Source organism: Amycolatopsis sp. M39, from assembly GCF_001651785.1.
Lineage (GTDB): Bacteria > Actinomycetota > Actinomycetes > Mycobacteriales > Pseudonocardiaceae > Amycolatopsis > Amycolatopsis rubida.
On the sequence record NZ_LWSF01000003.1, the window covers coordinates 112426 to 126725 of the forward strand.

Below are 14300 nucleotides of genomic sequence, written 5' to 3' on the forward strand. Positions count from 1 at the left end.
GACTCAACGTGGCACCATCCGACAAGGCCGACGACGCGTCGGCCAACCCGCCCTGGCAGCGCACCGCCAAGGACGGCGGCGGCGACTCCGAGGCCATGGCCACGGCGCGGATCGCGACCGAGGACGTGCCCACTGCGGCTCCGGAACCGGCCGCGGCCGAGAACGACTACCCGGTGACCGGTTCGGCGGCGCCCCGGCTCTTCGGAGGCGAGGCACCGCCACCGGCGGCCGACGTGCCGCCCGCGGGCCGCACCCGGCCGACGCCGAGCGCGCTGCGCCGTCCCGGCCGTGGCCCGCGGCGGGCGAGCCTGCAGATCAAGCGCTTCGACCCGTGGTCGGTGCTGAAGCTGGCACTGGTGCTCGGCGTCGCGATGTTCTTCGTCTGGCTGGTCGCGGTCGGCGTGCTCTACACGGTGCTCGACGGCATGGGCGTGTGGGACAAGCTGAACGGCACGTACTCGTCCCTGGTCGGTGGCGAGGGCGCGAACGCGTCCGCCGAACCGCTGATCAGCGCCGGTCGTGTGTTCGGCATCGCGGCCATCCTCGGGGCGATCAACATCGTGCTGGTGTCCGCGCTGGCCACGGTGAGCGCGTTCATCTACAACGTGTCGGCAGACCTCGCGGGCGGCCTTGAGGTCACGCTCTCGGAGCGAGAGTAACCCGGTTGCGAGGGCGGATGGGGAGTCCGGTAGAGTTCTCCTCGTTCGACGGGCCCATAGCTCAGGCGGTTAGAGCGCTTCGCTGATAACGAAGAGGTCCCAGGTTCAAGTCCTGGTGGGCCCACATTTCCCGGAAGGCCGGTTCGCAGCTGCGGACCGGCCTTTCGAGTATTTCGGATGACTGCCAGGCGGTGTTCTCGCCAGAATCAGCGGTATGCAGACCCCCGCGCAGATCCGTGAGCAGCTGAGCCTCGCCACCGGGCGTGCTCAGTCTGGCCTTGCCGAAACCGAGGCCTGGCTCGTGTCGGCGACTGCGCGCGAGTTGCTGCGGATCGACCACTACGCCCGCCAGGCCCGCTACCCGGTGCCGGTGCTGGGACGGGCGAAGGACTGGAAGCTGAAGAACGCCACGCCGGTTGTCGCCGCGCTGGCTTCGATGCACCCAGACGGTCGCCTCCGGGAGCAGGCCGTTCGCGTGTTGTGCGCTTCGGTTGGTGCGGTGAGCGATCGGGCGCTGGCGGTGCGGGTTACTGACCATGTCGAGGTGGTCCGCGAGCTGGCTGAACAAGAGGTGCTGCGGCGTACGACGGTGGCGCGGGCGGAGCGGATCGTGCCGCTGCTGCAGCGGATTTCGCAGCGCTGGCGGGGTTCGCAGGTGCTTGGGCGCTATCTCCGGGTGCTGGTCGCCGCGCAGGGCGAGGAGTCAGTGTGGGCGTGCTTGCGGAGTTCCGGGGACTTCGACGTACGGCGGACCGCGTTCCGGCACAGCTTCGAGAATGGATTGCTCGGCTTGCCGGACGCGGTCGGGTTGCTGCCGCGGGAACGGGACCAGGTCGTCCGGCGGAAGTTGATCCAGGTGATCGCGGACTCGGGTACGCCGGAGGTCGTCGCCGGGTCGTTGCTTCGCGGGCGGTCCGCGGAGAGCCGGGTGCTGGGGTTGGTGAAGCTGACCGCGGCGCAGCTCGATTCCGTTGACGTGGAACAACTTCTGGTCGACCGGTCGGTGCTGGTTCGGTTGTGGGCGCGGCTGCGCTGGCAAGAAATGGGACGGGACCCGGTCGAGGTTTATGCCGCGATCGCGCGTTCTGCTGCCCGGTCGGCGGTGCGGGCTCGCGCGTACGCCGGCCTCGCGGAAACCGGGACCGAGCTGGACCGTGCGGAGATCGCCGAGGTTGCGCGGAGTGCGGATGTGGCCTTGAAGAAGATCGGGTTGTCGTTGCTTCGCGGCAAGGCGGTCGCTGCGGAAGTTCCTTGGCTGCTCCGGGAAATGGGCGGCGGGGAGCCCACGGTGGCCCGGTTGGCCGGGGATGTGCTCGGCAGCAGTCCGCAGCTGTGGTCGCTGGCGGATTTGGCTGTGCTGAAGGATTCCCCGGACCCGGTGATTCGGCGTCGGGGATGGTGGTTGCACCGGAGCCTCGGCGGATGGGAAGCGGTGATCGCCGACCTGGAGTTCGGGGCGGCGTGGGATCGGCAGGTGCTGCCGATGTATTTCCGGCCGACTGCCGCGCAGCAGCAACGGATCGCGGGCTTGCTGGACACGCTTTCCCTTGACCGCGGGCCGGTTTCGGAGATCGCGTTCGCGGCTGGGCTTCCGAGGTGAGCGGCGAGGAACTGGGCGAGGGCTGGGACAGCGTCGCGACTCTCGTCGACGGGCGCTGGGTCGAGCGGCGGCCCAAACGGGACGAGGTGCGCGCGTGGCTGCTGCGCGAGACGCGGGTGTTGCCCTGGCTGGCTCCGCAGTTACCGCTTTCGGTGCCGATTCCGTTGGTGTGGCGGGAAAATCCGTTGGTCGTCCGGCATGAACTGGTGCCGGGCGAGCCGGGTGAACTGACCGCTGACGACGGTCGCGTGCTCGGTCGGTTCCTTCGCGCCTTGCACAGTGCGGGCGTGGCCAAGGCGCGTGAACTCGGTGCTGAGCCCGAAGTTGTGGCGCTCGATGCCGTTCCGCCGTTGCTTGGCCCCCTGGCCGATCGCGGGCGGGCGCTGCTGGCGGAAGTCCAGGGTTATCCAGCAGACACCGTCATCCATGCCGACCTCGGCCCGGAGCATTTGCTGAGGCAGGACGGCCGGTTGAGCGGGGTGATCGACTGGACCGACGTGTCTCTCGGCGACCCCGCGCGGGACCTGGCGTGGCTGCTGCACTGGACCTCGGCGGAGTGCGTCGCGGCGTTCTCCACGGAGTACGAGGTCACGCCGGAACTGCGTCGTCGCGCTCGGGCGTGGAACCAGCTGGGTCCGTGGTACGAGGTGACGTACGGAATGGAGAACAACCGGCCTGACCTGGTCGAATCGGGCCTCGATGGCACCAGGGCCCGGCTCGCGGAGACGAGTCAGCCCTGCCGGGAAGAGAAGGACCGGCAGGGCTGAGCAGTGCGCGGCCGCTGGGGCCGTCTGGTCCAACGGACCGATCACTCCGGATATTCCCGGTGTTCCACGTGGAACGAGAGAGCCGGAACCGCCGGACGGGACGCGCGGCGGGTCCGGTAGCATCGTGGCGTAGCGCAAGCACTCAGAAGGGGGCTTCAGGTGAAGAAGCTGTTGGCACTCGCGGTCGTCGCGGGCGGCGTCCTGTTCGTCGTCAAGCGCAACAAGGCGGCCAAGGCCGAGGCTGACCTGTGGCGGGAAGCCACCACGCCTGCCGCCCCGTCGGCGAACGGCAGCGTTCCGGCCAAGGCCGCGGACGCGTCGCGCAACTGACGTAGCACTTCGCGGGCCTCGGCCCGCACCGGGCCTGTAGCTCAATTGGTAGAGCACCGCCTTTGCAAGGCGGGGGTCAGGGGTTCGATTCCCCTCAGGTCCACCCGCACTCCCCGTTCGGCCAAGCCGGGCGGGGATTCGTGCGTTATGGGTCTGCTTCAACCGATCGATGATCGTGAAGATCGCGTCCCCGAACACTTCGTTGAGCGCGGGTGCCGGGTAGTCCTCGCTGCGAGAGATCCGCGTGGCCGGGAGTCATCGGAATCCAGCAGATCTCGCCGTCGCCCACCTTTTGTTCGAGGTGGCTTCCGCTGGTCCCCCGGACCGTCGATGTGCGGGTGGCAGTTCGCGTGGTTGGCATACGTCTCGACCCGAACTTTCTCGGTCGATCAAGAACTTGAGGGCGTCCTCCGGCTTTGGCGAGACCTGGCCCGTCCTCGGAGTGTCAGGGTGCATGGTCAGCGTGGCCGCACCCGGCCGCCGGCACCGCGAGACAGCCCACCATCTCGGTCCGCTTGGGAAGCATCAAGATCCTCTGTCCTCGTGACAGTCAGAGTACCGAGAGCCACGGCCGAAGGCTTGACTTCAACCTCCCTTGAAGTTCCATCCTTCGAGAGTCATCACTGATTTCGGAGGGACATCCATGACTGTCAATCACGTTGCCCGGCCTGACTTCGCGCGCACGGACGTCGACGCTGTGCTGGTTGCCGAAACGTCCGTCGAGGCGGCGGATGTGCTTGCCCGGCTGGAGAAAGAGCCGTGGCCGACCGGACTGATTTCGTTCAATGCGTTGGCCGGTAACGACGGCGAGGGGTCGCTGGTCTATACCCAGTGGGCGGAGGGGACAGCCGATCCCGGTCTCGTGCGGCGGGTTTCCGGGAGCGATCCGGTGGAATATCGGTTGTATCGCAGCGTAAATCGGGACAACTCGACGGTTCCGGGATGTGTTGTCGTGGTAAGCGTTGAGTTCGACAGTGCGGATGCGCAGCGGCAGCGACGTTGGGTGGATACCGTGTTCGGCGCGATGGCCAGTGAGGACAAACCTGCGCCGGGCGGGATATCCGGGCATTTCCATGTCAGCACCGACGGGACCCGGGCGCTCAATTATGCGGAGTGGACCGACGAACAATCGCATCGCGACGCGTTGGCGCGCTCCGGCCGAGGGACGGTCGGGGTGTCGGACGAATGGCGGAAGGTGCAGGACTTTCCGGGGGTACGCGGCGGTGGATTCCGGAGGTACCGGATGGTGCGCAGTCTTTCGCTTGGACTGTCCGCGAAGGAGCCAGCCTGATTCTGCTCAGCTGGGCGCGGAGTTCGTGCCGGTGACTGATGATGCTGCCGGGTGCTGCGTGGCTCCGAGCTGAAGTCATGAGACTGCGCGTAATAACGTCGCGGCGGTGCTCGGGGCAGGAACAGTGCGGGCTGCGCCGCGATTGGCGTTGTCTGCGCCTGGTGGAGCCAGGCCCGGCCGGGACTGCCACCTTTCACTTCACCGACACTTCCCGCGCGGATCCGTGGACGAATTCCACTGTGGACACTCAGTCCCGGCGGATGTCGTTGGTGGTGCTCTCGCCTGGGTTCACGTTGCCGTGTGCGACCTTGTCGTCGCTGGCGAGGAGCCGGCCAGCCGCGGGGATGCCGCTGCGGGGAGCGGGCACAACTACGAATCGACGGCGATCACCTTCCCGGACGGGCATACGACGGAATGCGTTGCCTGTCAGCTCCAGGACTGGAGAAAGCTCGTCCAAACCCGGGCGGCGGATCGCGATGATCGGGCAGTCGATCGGCGGAGCCAGCACGGCACCGGCGATGCTGGACGGCAGGTGCGGACTGCGGCTGCTGGACGGGCCGTCGCCACGGTACCCGCAGTGCGGTTGTCGGGCCGAGGTTCTTTCGCGGGCAAGTCCGCGGAATTTCTTCGCAACCCCCTCCGGCGGTGTGCGTCTCTAGAGGCAAAGGGAAATCCAAGAGCTGGTCAGGGGAGAATTGAAATGCTCATGAAGACTGTCAAATTTGCCACCGTCGGAGCGGCTCTCGGTGCGGTCGCACTGCTTTCCGCCTGCTCTGGCCAGAATTCGGCAGCCCAGGCGAGCAACCAATCCGCCCCGGTCAACGTCGCGGCGAAGAGCCAGGTGCAGCAGCCGGAGACGCCGGTGAAAAAGGGCGGCAGCGGCGGTGGCGGGGCCAGTTCCGAGGACGTTAATTGCAGTGCGCTCGGCGGGCCTGTCGGACCGCGCAAGGTTGATTTGATCGCGGACGCAACCGAGGCCGGTACTGTCGGATGCACCGAAGCGTTCAACGTTATTCCCGAATACTTCGACAATATCGACAAGGCCGTCGGATCCAACTACATGCTGACCGTGCGGGGCTGGCAGTGCCTGACCGACACCGGCGCGGAGGGCACGCACGAGATCCGCTGCGAGAAGGACGGGTTGAAGCTGCACACCACCCCGCCCAAGGACGAGAACACTCCGGACCCGCAGGAACAGGGCACGGGATACAACGGCGTGCCGATCGACCCGCCCACGGACCAGGGCACCGGTTACCACGGGGTTCCGGTGGACCCGCCGAACGCGCAGGACCGGGGGACTGGGTACCAGGGCGTGCCGGTCGACAGCCCGGACCAGAACTGAGCTGGCGCGAGACGCGGGAGCGGGCCGGGCACTTTTCGTGCCTCAGCCAATCAAGGTTCTGTGAACTGAACCAGAGTCACAGCACCGAGGACAGCCCCTCCCGCAGCATCCGGTAAGCCGCTCCCGCCCGAGCGACCGCTTCCGGATGAGTCTCATCAGCGCTTCGCCCGCCGCGGATCTCCCGGGCATGGTGAAACCCCAAGATCCGCTGCGCCCCGAGGACCTGCGCAGCCACCAGTCGCGCGGTGAACTCGTCCGAGACCCCGCACGAAGCCTGTAGCTCTTCGACCAGTTGCTGTTCCTTCTCCAGCAGGTACGTGGCAAGCCGGGCCAGCAAAGCAGGCGTTGAGTACAGCAGGGTGTGGCACGTGATCGCGTCCGGCGAGCCAGCCGGTCGACCGGACGCTCGAAGTGAAGTACCAGCACCGGACCTGGCGGTTGCATCCCGAGGACATCGCCGAGGAACTCACAGAAATCCTCAGCCGCGGCGCGGATTACAGTGCTGGGCGCGAATTGCTGGCCAACGGCTCGTGCATCGGGTGCTGCGCGAGATGGAGCGGTCCGGGGGCACCAGCGCGACCCTGCGTCAGCTTCGTCGCAATGCCGCGATCACCAAGGCGGTCCGCGACATGTGGCCTGCCGTCGAGCCTGCGCGGCTGGTCTATGACCTGCTGACCGAGAAGGCGTGTCTCGCGGAAGCGGCCGACGGAATTCTCACTGCTGAGGAACAGGAAGCGCTCATCCGTCCGCGCCCGCGCAGTCGTAAGGCGATGACCTGGTCGACACTCGATCTCGCGCTGCTGGACGAGGTCGCGGCGCTGATCGAACGGCCGGTGAAACTCGGGCACGTCGTGGTCGACGAGGCCCACGACCTCAGCCCGATGCATCTGCGGGCGATCGCGCGCAGGTTGGCTGGTGCGTGCACGGTTCTCGGCGACGTCGCACAGGCGACCAGTCCGTCTGCGGTCCGCGATTGGCCGACAGTGCTGACCCACCTTGACCGGACCGGCGGGCGGATCGAAGAACTCACGCACGGCTACCGCGTTCCGGCGGATGTCCTGGACTTCGCTGCCCGGCTGTGCCCGCAGATCGCGCCGGAGCTGCGGAGTCCCACGTCGTTCCGGCATTCCGCGGATGCCTTGCACCTGAGCGAAACGGACGAGACGGTCGATGCTTGCGGGGAAGCGCTCAGCCAAGAGGGATCGATCGGGCTGCTGGCCGCGGATATCCCCGAAGCGAGCCGGGCCCTTGCCGAGCGCGGGCTGGACCAGGCGGCCCGGATCACGCTGGTGCCGGTGAGTTTGGCGAAGGGGCTGGAGTACGACACGGTCCTGGTGGTCGAACCGGCGCGCAGCGTGGCGGCGGAGGAGCGTGGGCTGCAACGGTTGTACGTCGCGCTCACCCGAGCGGTCAGCGCATTGCACGTACTCCACGCAGACCCGTTGCTGGCTCAGACCGCGGCGGTGTGACGGCGCGTCGAGTAGCACTGCCAGCCCAGAAAACCCAGCGCCAGCAGCAAGTAGCTGTTGCCGATCACGTGCTCGACCGGACCCCAGGACAGCTCCAGATAGCCGTTCTTCGGCAGCCACGAATGCGGCGCGATCACGAAAATCGCCGCCACGGCAGCCAATCCGGCGACAGCGTTCCGGGTGTGCGCGCGAGCGGCGAACAGCACGATCGCGGGCACGATCCACACCCAGTGGTGCGACCACGAAATCGGCGAACACACCAGAATCGCCGTCGCGTTGAGCAGGAACGCCATCGGCGGGTCGGCGCGCAGCATCGCGGGAACGGTCAGCGCGAGCGCGGCCAGGGTCAGTACCGCGACCAGGATCAGCGTCGGCGCGTCGGTGAGTCCGAACCGGTGCACCGCGCCCTGGATGGTCTGGTTCGTCGCGAAAATCGATCCGCTCATCCCGGACGCACCGGTCAATCCGCCGCCGAACCAGTACTTCATCGACGCTTCCGGAGCGATCACGAACCCGGCAGCGCCGGCCAGCACGAAGGTGACCACCGTGGTCAATGCCGCGCGGAAGTCCTTTTTCAGCAGGAAGAACAGCAGGAACCCGGCCGGGGTGATCTTCACGGCGGCGGCGAGGCCCAGCAGGACGCCGCGGGGCAGCCGCGTCCGGGGGCCGAGGCAGTCGATCACCACGAGTGCCATCAGCAGCAGGTTGATCTGCCCGAACCACAACGTCTCGCGGACCGGTTCGAAGGCCAGCGAACCGGCACCGATCAGCAGTGCGGCCAACACCGCGGTCCGCCGCCCGGCATGCGGCCGGACCACGACGTAGACCGTCCCGCACAGGCACGTCAGGGACACGGCGAGCATCAGCATCGCGCCCAACGGCAACGGCATCGCGGCGAAGATCAGGAACAGGACGGCCGCGAACGGCGGGTAGATGAAGGGCAGGATCAGCCCGGCGCGGGTCGGCGGGAGCGGGCCGTAGACGTCCTCGCCCTGGGCCAGCGCCCGCGCGCCGGACCGGTAGATCTCCAGATCGAGCGGCCACATCGTGCAGACGAGCCACAGAATCGCCGCTGCCGCCGCCACCGAGGCACCGACCAGCGCGAACACCGCCGGTCGGCGGGTGCCGACGTCGTCTAGCCACCGGCGCAGCACGACAGCGGGGGGCCGGATGGAAGTCACTCCGGGATCATGCCGGTGCGATCACCCGGTCGCGCGGTGGGGGCGAGACCAGGCGACCTCGTCGACCGCGAGCCACGGTGCGTTCGCGGCGGCGGCGGGGGTGACTCCGGCGAAGGCTTTGACCTCGTGGTGCAGGTGCGACTGGTCGACATATCCGCTCTCGGCCGCCACCGAAGCCGGGCTTTCCCCCGCGGCGAGCCGGTGCACCGCGTGGTCGAACCGGACCAGCTGCGCGGCGCGTTTCGGGCTGAGCCCGAGCTGGCCGCGGAACCGGGACCACAGGCGTTTCCGGCTCCATCCGGTCTCGTCGGCCAGCTGCTCGATCCGCACCTGACCGTGGTGCGCGTGCATCCGCTGCCAGGCGAAGGCGACTTCCGGATCGACCATGCGCCCGGCCGCATACCGCTTGCCCAGCGTGGCTTCTACCAGCGCGAACCGGTCGTTCCAGGAGTCGAGTGCGCGCAGCCGGTCAGGCAGCCCAGCAGGCCAGACGTCCTCAAGAGGGGCGATCTCGCCGGTCAGATCCGTCCCGAGCACCGCGTGCGCGACCTCGGGGGACAGCCGGACCTGCACGCATTCGATGTTCTGCCCGCGCACGCGCATCTCTCGCGGTGCGATGCCGGTGACGGCGCTGTCTCGCGCTACCCCGTTGACGAACAGCCCTTCGCGGAGATTGACGAACAGCGTGACCGCCGGGTACGGGACCACCGTCAAGTCGATCAGATCAACGGTGTCGCCGACGAATCCGGCCATCTGCACCCCGGGCAGCCGGGACGGCACGGCGATACCCCAGACCGCTGCCCCGTCGCGAGCCCACTCGGCTGGTCGCATGCCGCCAGCGTAGCCAAATCCGGCAGCGCGACATTTCTCCAAGACCGCCGACCACCGGTCCGACCAGGTTGAACGGGAACCGGAAAGGGGATCGGTCATGGTCAATCCGTTCAGCTCCGCCGTCGAAGTCGCCGCCGCCATCCGCGCGAAGGAGGTGAGCCCGGTCGAGGTCGCCGACTGCTACCTCGACCGCATCGCCGAGCTGGATCCGAAGTTCAACGCCTTCTGCTTCCGCGCCGACGACGAGGTCCGCGCCGCCGCGAAAGCCGCCGCGGACGCTGTGGTGCGGTGCGCGCCGGAGGGCCTGCCGCCGTTCCACGGGGTTCCGCTGCCGGTCAAGGACCTCGTCCACGTGCAAGGCTGGCCGACCACGTACGGCTCGCTGGCCACCGACCGTTCCCCGCAGCCGAAGTCCGACCCGATCGTGCGGCGGTTCGCTGATGCGGGCTTCCTCCCGCTCGGCAAGACCACGACATCGGAGTTCGGCGCGGTTTCCTTCACTGAGAGCGAGGCGCAGGGCATCTCGCGCAACCCGTGGGATCCGGACCGCACGCCGGGCGGGTCATCGAGCGGCGCGGGGGTCGCCGTCATCGCCGGAATGGCCCCGGTCGCGCACGCGGAGGACGGCGGCGGATCGATCCGCATCCCGGCTTCGTGCACCGGTCTCGTCGGGCTGAAGCCGACCCGCGGCCTGGTCACGAACGCCGTGGTGGAGGTCGAGGGCTTCGCGACCAGCGGTGTCCTCAGCCGGACGCTGACCGACACCGCGGCCGCCCTGGACGTCCTCACACGACACGACCCGGGCGCGTGGTGGTCACAGCCGACGCCCACGCGGTCGCTTGCCGACGCACTGGCCGTCGAAGCGCCGTCCGGCCTGCGGATCGGCGTCCTCACGACCTCGCTGATCGACGGCATCACCGTTGACCCGGCTTGCCTGACCGCGGTCGGCGAAACCCTCCGCGCGCTCGAAGAAGCCGGACACCAGATCGTCGACAAACCGCTTCCGCTGCCGAAGTCCGAGGAGCTGCTCTCGACGTTCCTGAAGGTCTGGAGCGTCGCCAGCGCAGGCGTCCCGGTGGTCGATCCGGATCGCATCGAACCGCACAACCGGGCACAGCGCGAAGCCGCGAAGTCGGTTGATTCCTGGACTTACGCGGAAAGTGTGCACCAGACCCAGGTGTTCTCCCGCCGCATTGCCGAAGCCTTCGTCGACAGTTTCGACCTGCTGGTCACGCCGACCATGGCGTGTCTCCCGCCGAAGGTCGGCGGGTGGCGAGCGAGCGGAAATCCGGTGGTGGCCGCGTACCCGATGGGCGTCTTCACGTCGCTGTTCAACGTGACCGGCCAGCCGGCGATCTCCCTCCCGCTGCACCACGACGAGGCCAGCGGCCTGCCGGTCGGCGTCCAGCTGGTCGCCGCGCCCTGGCGGGAGGACCTGCTGCTGCAGGTCTCCCGCACTCTGGAGCAGGTGCTGCCCTGGACCGACCGGCGGCCGCCCCTCGACTAGCCCACGTAGGCGGCCAGGTGCTTCCCGGTCAGCGTCCGCTTCTTCTTCACCAGTTCGGCGGGCGTCCCCTCGAAGACCACCTGGCCGCCGTCGTGCCCGGCGCCGGGGCCGAGGTCGATGATCCAGTCGGCGTGCGCCATCACGGCCTGGTGGTGCTCGATGACGATCACCGACTTGCCCGATTCGACCAGGTGGTCCAGCAGCCCGAGCAGCTGTTCCACGTCGGCGAGGTGCAGGCCGGTGGTCGGCTCGTCGAGGATGTACACGCCGCCGCCTCCCCCCATGTGCGTGGCCAGCTTCAGCCGCTGCCGCTCGCCGCCGGACAGCGTGGTCAGCGGCTGGCCGAGGGTCAGGTAGCCGAGCCCGACCTGCTCCATCCGTTCGAGAATCCGGTGGGCGGCCGGAGTCTTCGCGTCGCCCTCGGCGAAGAAGGCGGCGGCCTGGGCGACCGACATCGCGAGCACCTCGCTGATGTCGCGTCCGCCGAAGTGGTACTCCAGCACCGAGGCGTCGAACCGCTTGCCCTCGCAGACCTCGCAGGTGGTGGCCACCCCGGCCATCATCCCGAGGTCGGTGTAGATGACGCCGTTGCCGTTGCAGTTCGGGCACGCGCCCTCGGAGTTGGCGCTGAACAGCGCGGGCTTCACGTTGTTGGCCTTGGCGAAGGCCTTGCGGATCGGTTCGAGCAGCCCGGTGTAGGTCGCCGGGTTGCTCCGCCGCGAACCGCGGATCGGGGCCTGGTCCACCGACACGACATCGTCGGATTCCCGGACCGACCCGTGGATCAGCGAGCTTTTGCCGGATCCGGCGACACCGGTGATCACGCACAGCACGCCGAGCGGGATGTCGACGTCCACGTCCTGCAGGTTGTGCGTGCTCGCGCCGCGGATCTCCAGCACGCCCGTGCGCTCGCGCACTGACGGCTTGAGCGATGCGCGGTCGTCCAAATGCTTGCCGGTCAACGTCTTGCTCGCGCGCAGACCGTCCACAGTGCCCTCGAAACACACCGTGCCGCCGTTCGTGCCCGCGCCCGGTCCGAGGTCGACCACATGGTCGGCGATCGCGATCGCCTCCGGCTTGTGCTCCACCACGAGGACGGTGTTTCCCTTGTCCCGCAAGCGGAGCAGCAGGTCGTTCATCCGCTGGATGTCGTGCGGGTGCAGGCCGATGGTGGGCTCGTCGAAGACATACGTGACGTCGGTGAGCGACGAGCCGAGGTGCCGGACCATCTTCACCCGCTGCGCCTCCCCGCCGGACAGCGTGCCCGCGGGCCGGTCCAGCGACAGGTAGCCGAGCCCGATTTCCACGAACGACTTGAGCGTCTCGTGCAGCGATTTCAGCAGCGGCGCGACCGACGGGTCGGACAGCTTCCCGACCCAATCGGCGAGGTCGCTGATCTGCATCGCGCACACGTCGGCGATGCTCATCCCGTCGACCTTGGCCGATCGCGCCAGTTCGCTCAGCCGCGTCCCGTCGCACTCCGGGCAGGTCGCGAAGGTGACCGCGCGGTCCACGAACGCGCGGATGTGCGGCTGCATCGCCTCGACGTCCTTGGACAGATACGACTTCTGGATCCTCAGCACCAGACCCTCGTAGGTCATGTTGATGCCTTCGATCTTCATCCGCGTCGGTTCCTTGTACAGGAAGTCCCGCAGCTCGCGCTTCGTGTACTTGCGGATCGGCTTCTCCGGGTCGATCAGGCCGGACCCGGTGTAGAGCCGGTAGTTCCAGCCGCCCGGGGTGTAGCCGGGGATGGTCAGCGCGCCCTCGGCGAGCGACTTCGCGTCGTCGTAGAGCTGGGAAAGGTCGATGTCGTTGATCGAACCGCGGCCCTCGCAGCGCGGGCACATGCCGCCGGTGACGCTGAAACTGCGCCGCTCCTTGATCTCCTTCCCGGCGCGCCGCACGGTGACCGCTCCCGCGCCGCTGACCGAGGCGACGTTGAACGAGAACGCCTGCGACGACCCGATGTGCGGCGTACCGAGCCTGCTGAACAGGATCCGCAGCATCGCGTTGGCGTCGGTGGCGGTGCCGACCGTCGACCGCGGATCGGCCCCCATCCGCTGCTGGTCGACGATGATCGCGGTGGTCAGCCCGTCGAGCACGTCGACCTCGGGACGGGCGAGCGCCGGCATGAAACCCTGTACGAAACTGCTGTAGGTCTCGTTGATCAGCCGCTGCGACTCGGCCGCGATCGTGCTGAACACCAGCGAGCTTTTGCCCGAGCCGGACACCCCGGTGAACACCGTCAGCCGGCGCTTCGGGAGTTCGACGCTGACGTCCTTGAGGTTGTTCACGCGGGCGCCCTGCACGCGGATCAGGTCATGGCTGTCAGCGGCGTGCTCCGGCGAGGGCGTGGTCTTCCCCTTGGCCTTGGTCATCGTCTCTCCCAGTTTTCCCGGCGGTCCGGCTCGGACTTCTTCAGCTCGCTTGCTGGATGCGGATCAGGTTCCCGGCCGGGTCGCGGAACGAGCAGTCCCGCAGGCCGTAGGGCTGGTCGGTGGGCTCCTGCACGACCTCGACGTCGCTGGCCTGCAACCGGTTGAAGGTCGCGTCGACGTCCTTCGTGGCCAGGTTCAGCGCGGCGTAGGTGCCCTTGGCCATCATTTCGGTGATCATCCGGCGTTCGTCGTCGGTGATGCCGGGGAACGCGGCGACCGGCTGCAGCACGAGCGAGGTGTCCGGCTGTCCGGGCGGGCCGACGGTAATCCAGGCCAGGTCCCCGTATTTGACGTTGTTGCGCACCTCGAAGCCGAGGACGTCACGGTAGAAAGTCAGCGTCGCTTCCGGATCGGTGTGCGGGAGGAAGCTCGCGTGAATGGTCATCTCCATGCCGGTCACACTAGGTTCGCGCCGAACGGGGTGCTTCTCGATTCCTGATCGGTCGGGTGACCTGTTTCGCGACGCACGGCGCCATGCCCTCGGTCGCCCCGGTCTCCTCCTGGCGGTAAACGCTTGGCGGCTTTCCGACCAGCTCGGTGAAGCGCGTACTGAACGTCCCCAGCGACGAGAACCCGACCTCGAAACACACCTCGGTGACGCTCAGGTCGCCTCGGCGCAGCAACGCCATCGCGCGTTCGATGCGACGGGTCATCAGATACGAATACGGCGACTCTCCGTAAGCGGCGCGGAACTGCCGGCTCAGGTGCCCGGCGGACACGTTGACGCTCCGCGCGAGCGCCTCGACATCCAGGGGACGCGCGTATTCGCGGTCGATCCGGTCGCGCACCCGGCGCAACCGTGCGAGATCGGCCCATCGCTGCGCGTCGTCCGGTTTGCTGGTCACTTCCGAATCGTGCCACGGAGATCGCTCCAGCCCCAGT

At 68.0% G+C, this 14300-nt stretch carries 14 protein-coding genes and 2 tRNA genes; 10 read left to right on the plus strand and 6 right to left on the minus strand.

The window, feature by feature from the left end:
* Positions 1-8 precede the first annotated feature (8 nt).
* The 8 genes from A4R44_RS09295 to A4R44_RS09325 all read left to right on the plus strand — a co-directional run bounded on the left by A4R44_RS09295 (position 9) and on the right by A4R44_RS09325 (position 5989).
* Positions 9-659: a DUF3566 domain-containing protein gene (locus A4R44_RS09295; RefSeq protein WP_067578334.1), complete on the plus strand. Its 651-nt coding sequence runs from the start codon at positions 9-11 to the stop codon at positions 657-659.
* A gap of 50 nt (positions 660-709) precedes the next feature.
* A tRNA-Ile gene (locus A4R44_RS09300) sits at positions 710-783 on the plus strand.
* 90 nt (positions 784-873) lie between these two features.
* Positions 874-2259, plus strand: coding sequence for a hypothetical protein (locus A4R44_RS09305; protein WP_067578336.1), 1386 nt, complete (start codon positions 874-876; stop codon positions 2257-2259).
* The gene (locus A4R44_RS09310; RefSeq protein WP_067578338.1) at positions 2256-3026 is read left to right on the plus strand and encodes a phosphotransferase; all 771 of its coding nucleotides are present in this window, start codon (positions 2256-2258) and stop codon (positions 3024-3026) included. Before A4R44_RS09305 ends, A4R44_RS09310 begins: the two co-directional genes overlap by 4 nt.
* Positions 3027-3185: 159 nt before the next feature.
* Positions 3186-3356, plus strand: a complete 171-nt coding sequence (locus A4R44_RS45440; RefSeq protein ID WP_093572280.1) for a DLW-39 family protein — start codon at positions 3186-3188, stop codon at positions 3354-3356.
* 30 nt (positions 3357-3386) lie between these two features.
* Positions 3387-3459, plus strand: a tRNA-Ala gene (locus A4R44_RS09315).
* A gap of 540 nt (positions 3460-3999) precedes the next feature.
* A complete protein-coding gene (locus A4R44_RS09320; protein ID WP_067578340.1) occupies positions 4000-4647 on the plus strand; it encodes an antibiotic biosynthesis monooxygenase in 648 nt (215 codons plus the stop codon).
* A gap of 706 nt (positions 4648-5353) precedes the next feature.
* Complete coding sequence (locus A4R44_RS09325) at positions 5354-5989, plus strand: hypothetical protein (protein ID WP_157904838.1); 636 nt, start codon at positions 5354-5356, stop codon at positions 5987-5989.
* Between the two features lie 76 nt (positions 5990-6065).
* On the opposite strand, the gene A4R44_RS09330 is transcribed toward A4R44_RS09325, so the two are convergent.
* Positions 6066-6326, minus strand: a complete 261-nt coding sequence (locus A4R44_RS09330; RefSeq protein ID WP_198545229.1) for a hypothetical protein — start codon at positions 6324-6326, stop codon at positions 6066-6068.
* 193 nt (positions 6327-6519) lie between these two features.
* Here A4R44_RS09330 and A4R44_RS09335 point away from each other — a divergent pair, with 193 nt between their 5' ends.
* Positions 6520-7458: an ATP-binding domain-containing protein gene (locus A4R44_RS09335; protein ID WP_067578344.1), complete on the plus strand. Its 939-nt coding sequence runs from the start codon at positions 6520-6522 to the stop codon at positions 7456-7458.
* Here the strand turns inward: A4R44_RS09335 and A4R44_RS09340 are convergent.
* Both A4R44_RS09340 and A4R44_RS09345 read right to left on the minus strand, forming a co-directional pair.
* Positions 7440-8639 carry a glycosyltransferase 87 family protein gene (locus A4R44_RS09340; protein ID WP_067578346.1) on the minus strand — a complete coding sequence of 400 codons (1200 nt, stop codon included), beginning with the start codon at positions 8637-8639 and terminating at the stop codon, positions 7440-7442. The genes A4R44_RS09335 and A4R44_RS09340 overlap by 19 nt on opposite strands.
* A 21-nt stretch (positions 8640-8660) precedes the next feature.
* Positions 8661-9470 (minus strand): AraC family transcriptional regulator, encoded by an 810-nt coding sequence (locus A4R44_RS09345; protein WP_067578348.1) that lies wholly within the window; start codon positions 9468-9470, stop codon positions 8661-8663.
* 97 nt (positions 9471-9567) lie between these two features.
* Here A4R44_RS09345 and A4R44_RS09350 point away from each other — a divergent pair, with 97 nt between their 5' ends.
* Positions 9568-10977 carry an amidase gene (locus tag A4R44_RS09350; protein WP_067578350.1) on the plus strand — a complete coding sequence of 470 codons (1410 nt, stop codon included), beginning with the start codon at positions 9568-9570 and terminating at the stop codon, positions 10975-10977.
* Here A4R44_RS09350 and A4R44_RS09355 read toward each other — a convergent pair.
* The 3 genes from A4R44_RS09355 to A4R44_RS09365 are packed head-to-tail and all read right to left on the minus strand — an operon-like array spanning position 10974 to position 14263.
* On the minus strand, positions 10974-13358 hold the full coding sequence (locus A4R44_RS09355; protein ID WP_067578352.1) for an excinuclease ABC subunit UvrA: 2385 nt from the start codon (positions 13356-13358) through the stop codon (positions 10974-10976). The two genes, A4R44_RS09350 and A4R44_RS09355, sit on opposite strands and share 4 nt — an antisense overlap.
* A gap of 40 nt (positions 13359-13398) precedes the next feature.
* Positions 13399-13809 carry a VOC family protein gene (locus A4R44_RS09360; protein WP_067578717.1) on the minus strand — a complete coding sequence of 137 codons (411 nt, stop codon included), beginning with the start codon at positions 13807-13809 and terminating at the stop codon, positions 13399-13401.
* 10 nt (positions 13810-13819) lie between these two features.
* Positions 13820-14263, minus strand: coding sequence for a helix-turn-helix transcriptional regulator (locus A4R44_RS09365; protein WP_067578355.1), 444 nt, complete (start codon positions 14261-14263; stop codon positions 13820-13822).
* Positions 14264-14300 lie beyond the last annotated feature (37 nt).

Bases quoted from the DNA above. Each gene is read 5' to 3' on its own strand.
- A4R44_RS09305 (WP_067578336.1), top strand. From the start codon at position 874: ATGCAGACCCCCGCGCAGATCCGTGAGCAGCTGAGCCTCGCCACCGGG.
- A4R44_RS09320 (WP_067578340.1), top strand. From the start codon at position 4,000: ATGACTGTCAATCACGTTGCCCGGCCTGACTTCGCGCGCACGGACGTC.
- A4R44_RS09325 (WP_157904838.1), top strand. From the start codon at position 5,354: ATGAAGACTGTCAAATTTGCCACCGTCGGAGCGGCTCTCGGTGCGGTC.
- A4R44_RS09345 (WP_067578348.1), bottom strand. From the start codon at position 9,470: ATGCGACCAGCCGAGTGGGCTCGCGACGGGGCAGCGGTCTGGGGTATC.
- A4R44_RS09350 (WP_067578350.1), top strand. From the start codon at position 9,568: ATGGTCAATCCGTTCAGCTCCGCCGTCGAAGTCGCCGCCGCCATCCGC.
- A4R44_RS09355 (WP_067578352.1), bottom strand. From the start codon at position 13,358: ATGACCAAGGCCAAGGGGAAGACCACGCCCTCGCCGGAGCACGCCGCT.
- A4R44_RS09360 (WP_067578717.1), bottom strand. From the start codon at position 13,809: ATGGAGATGACCATTCACGCGAGCTTCCTCCCGCACACCGATCCGGAA.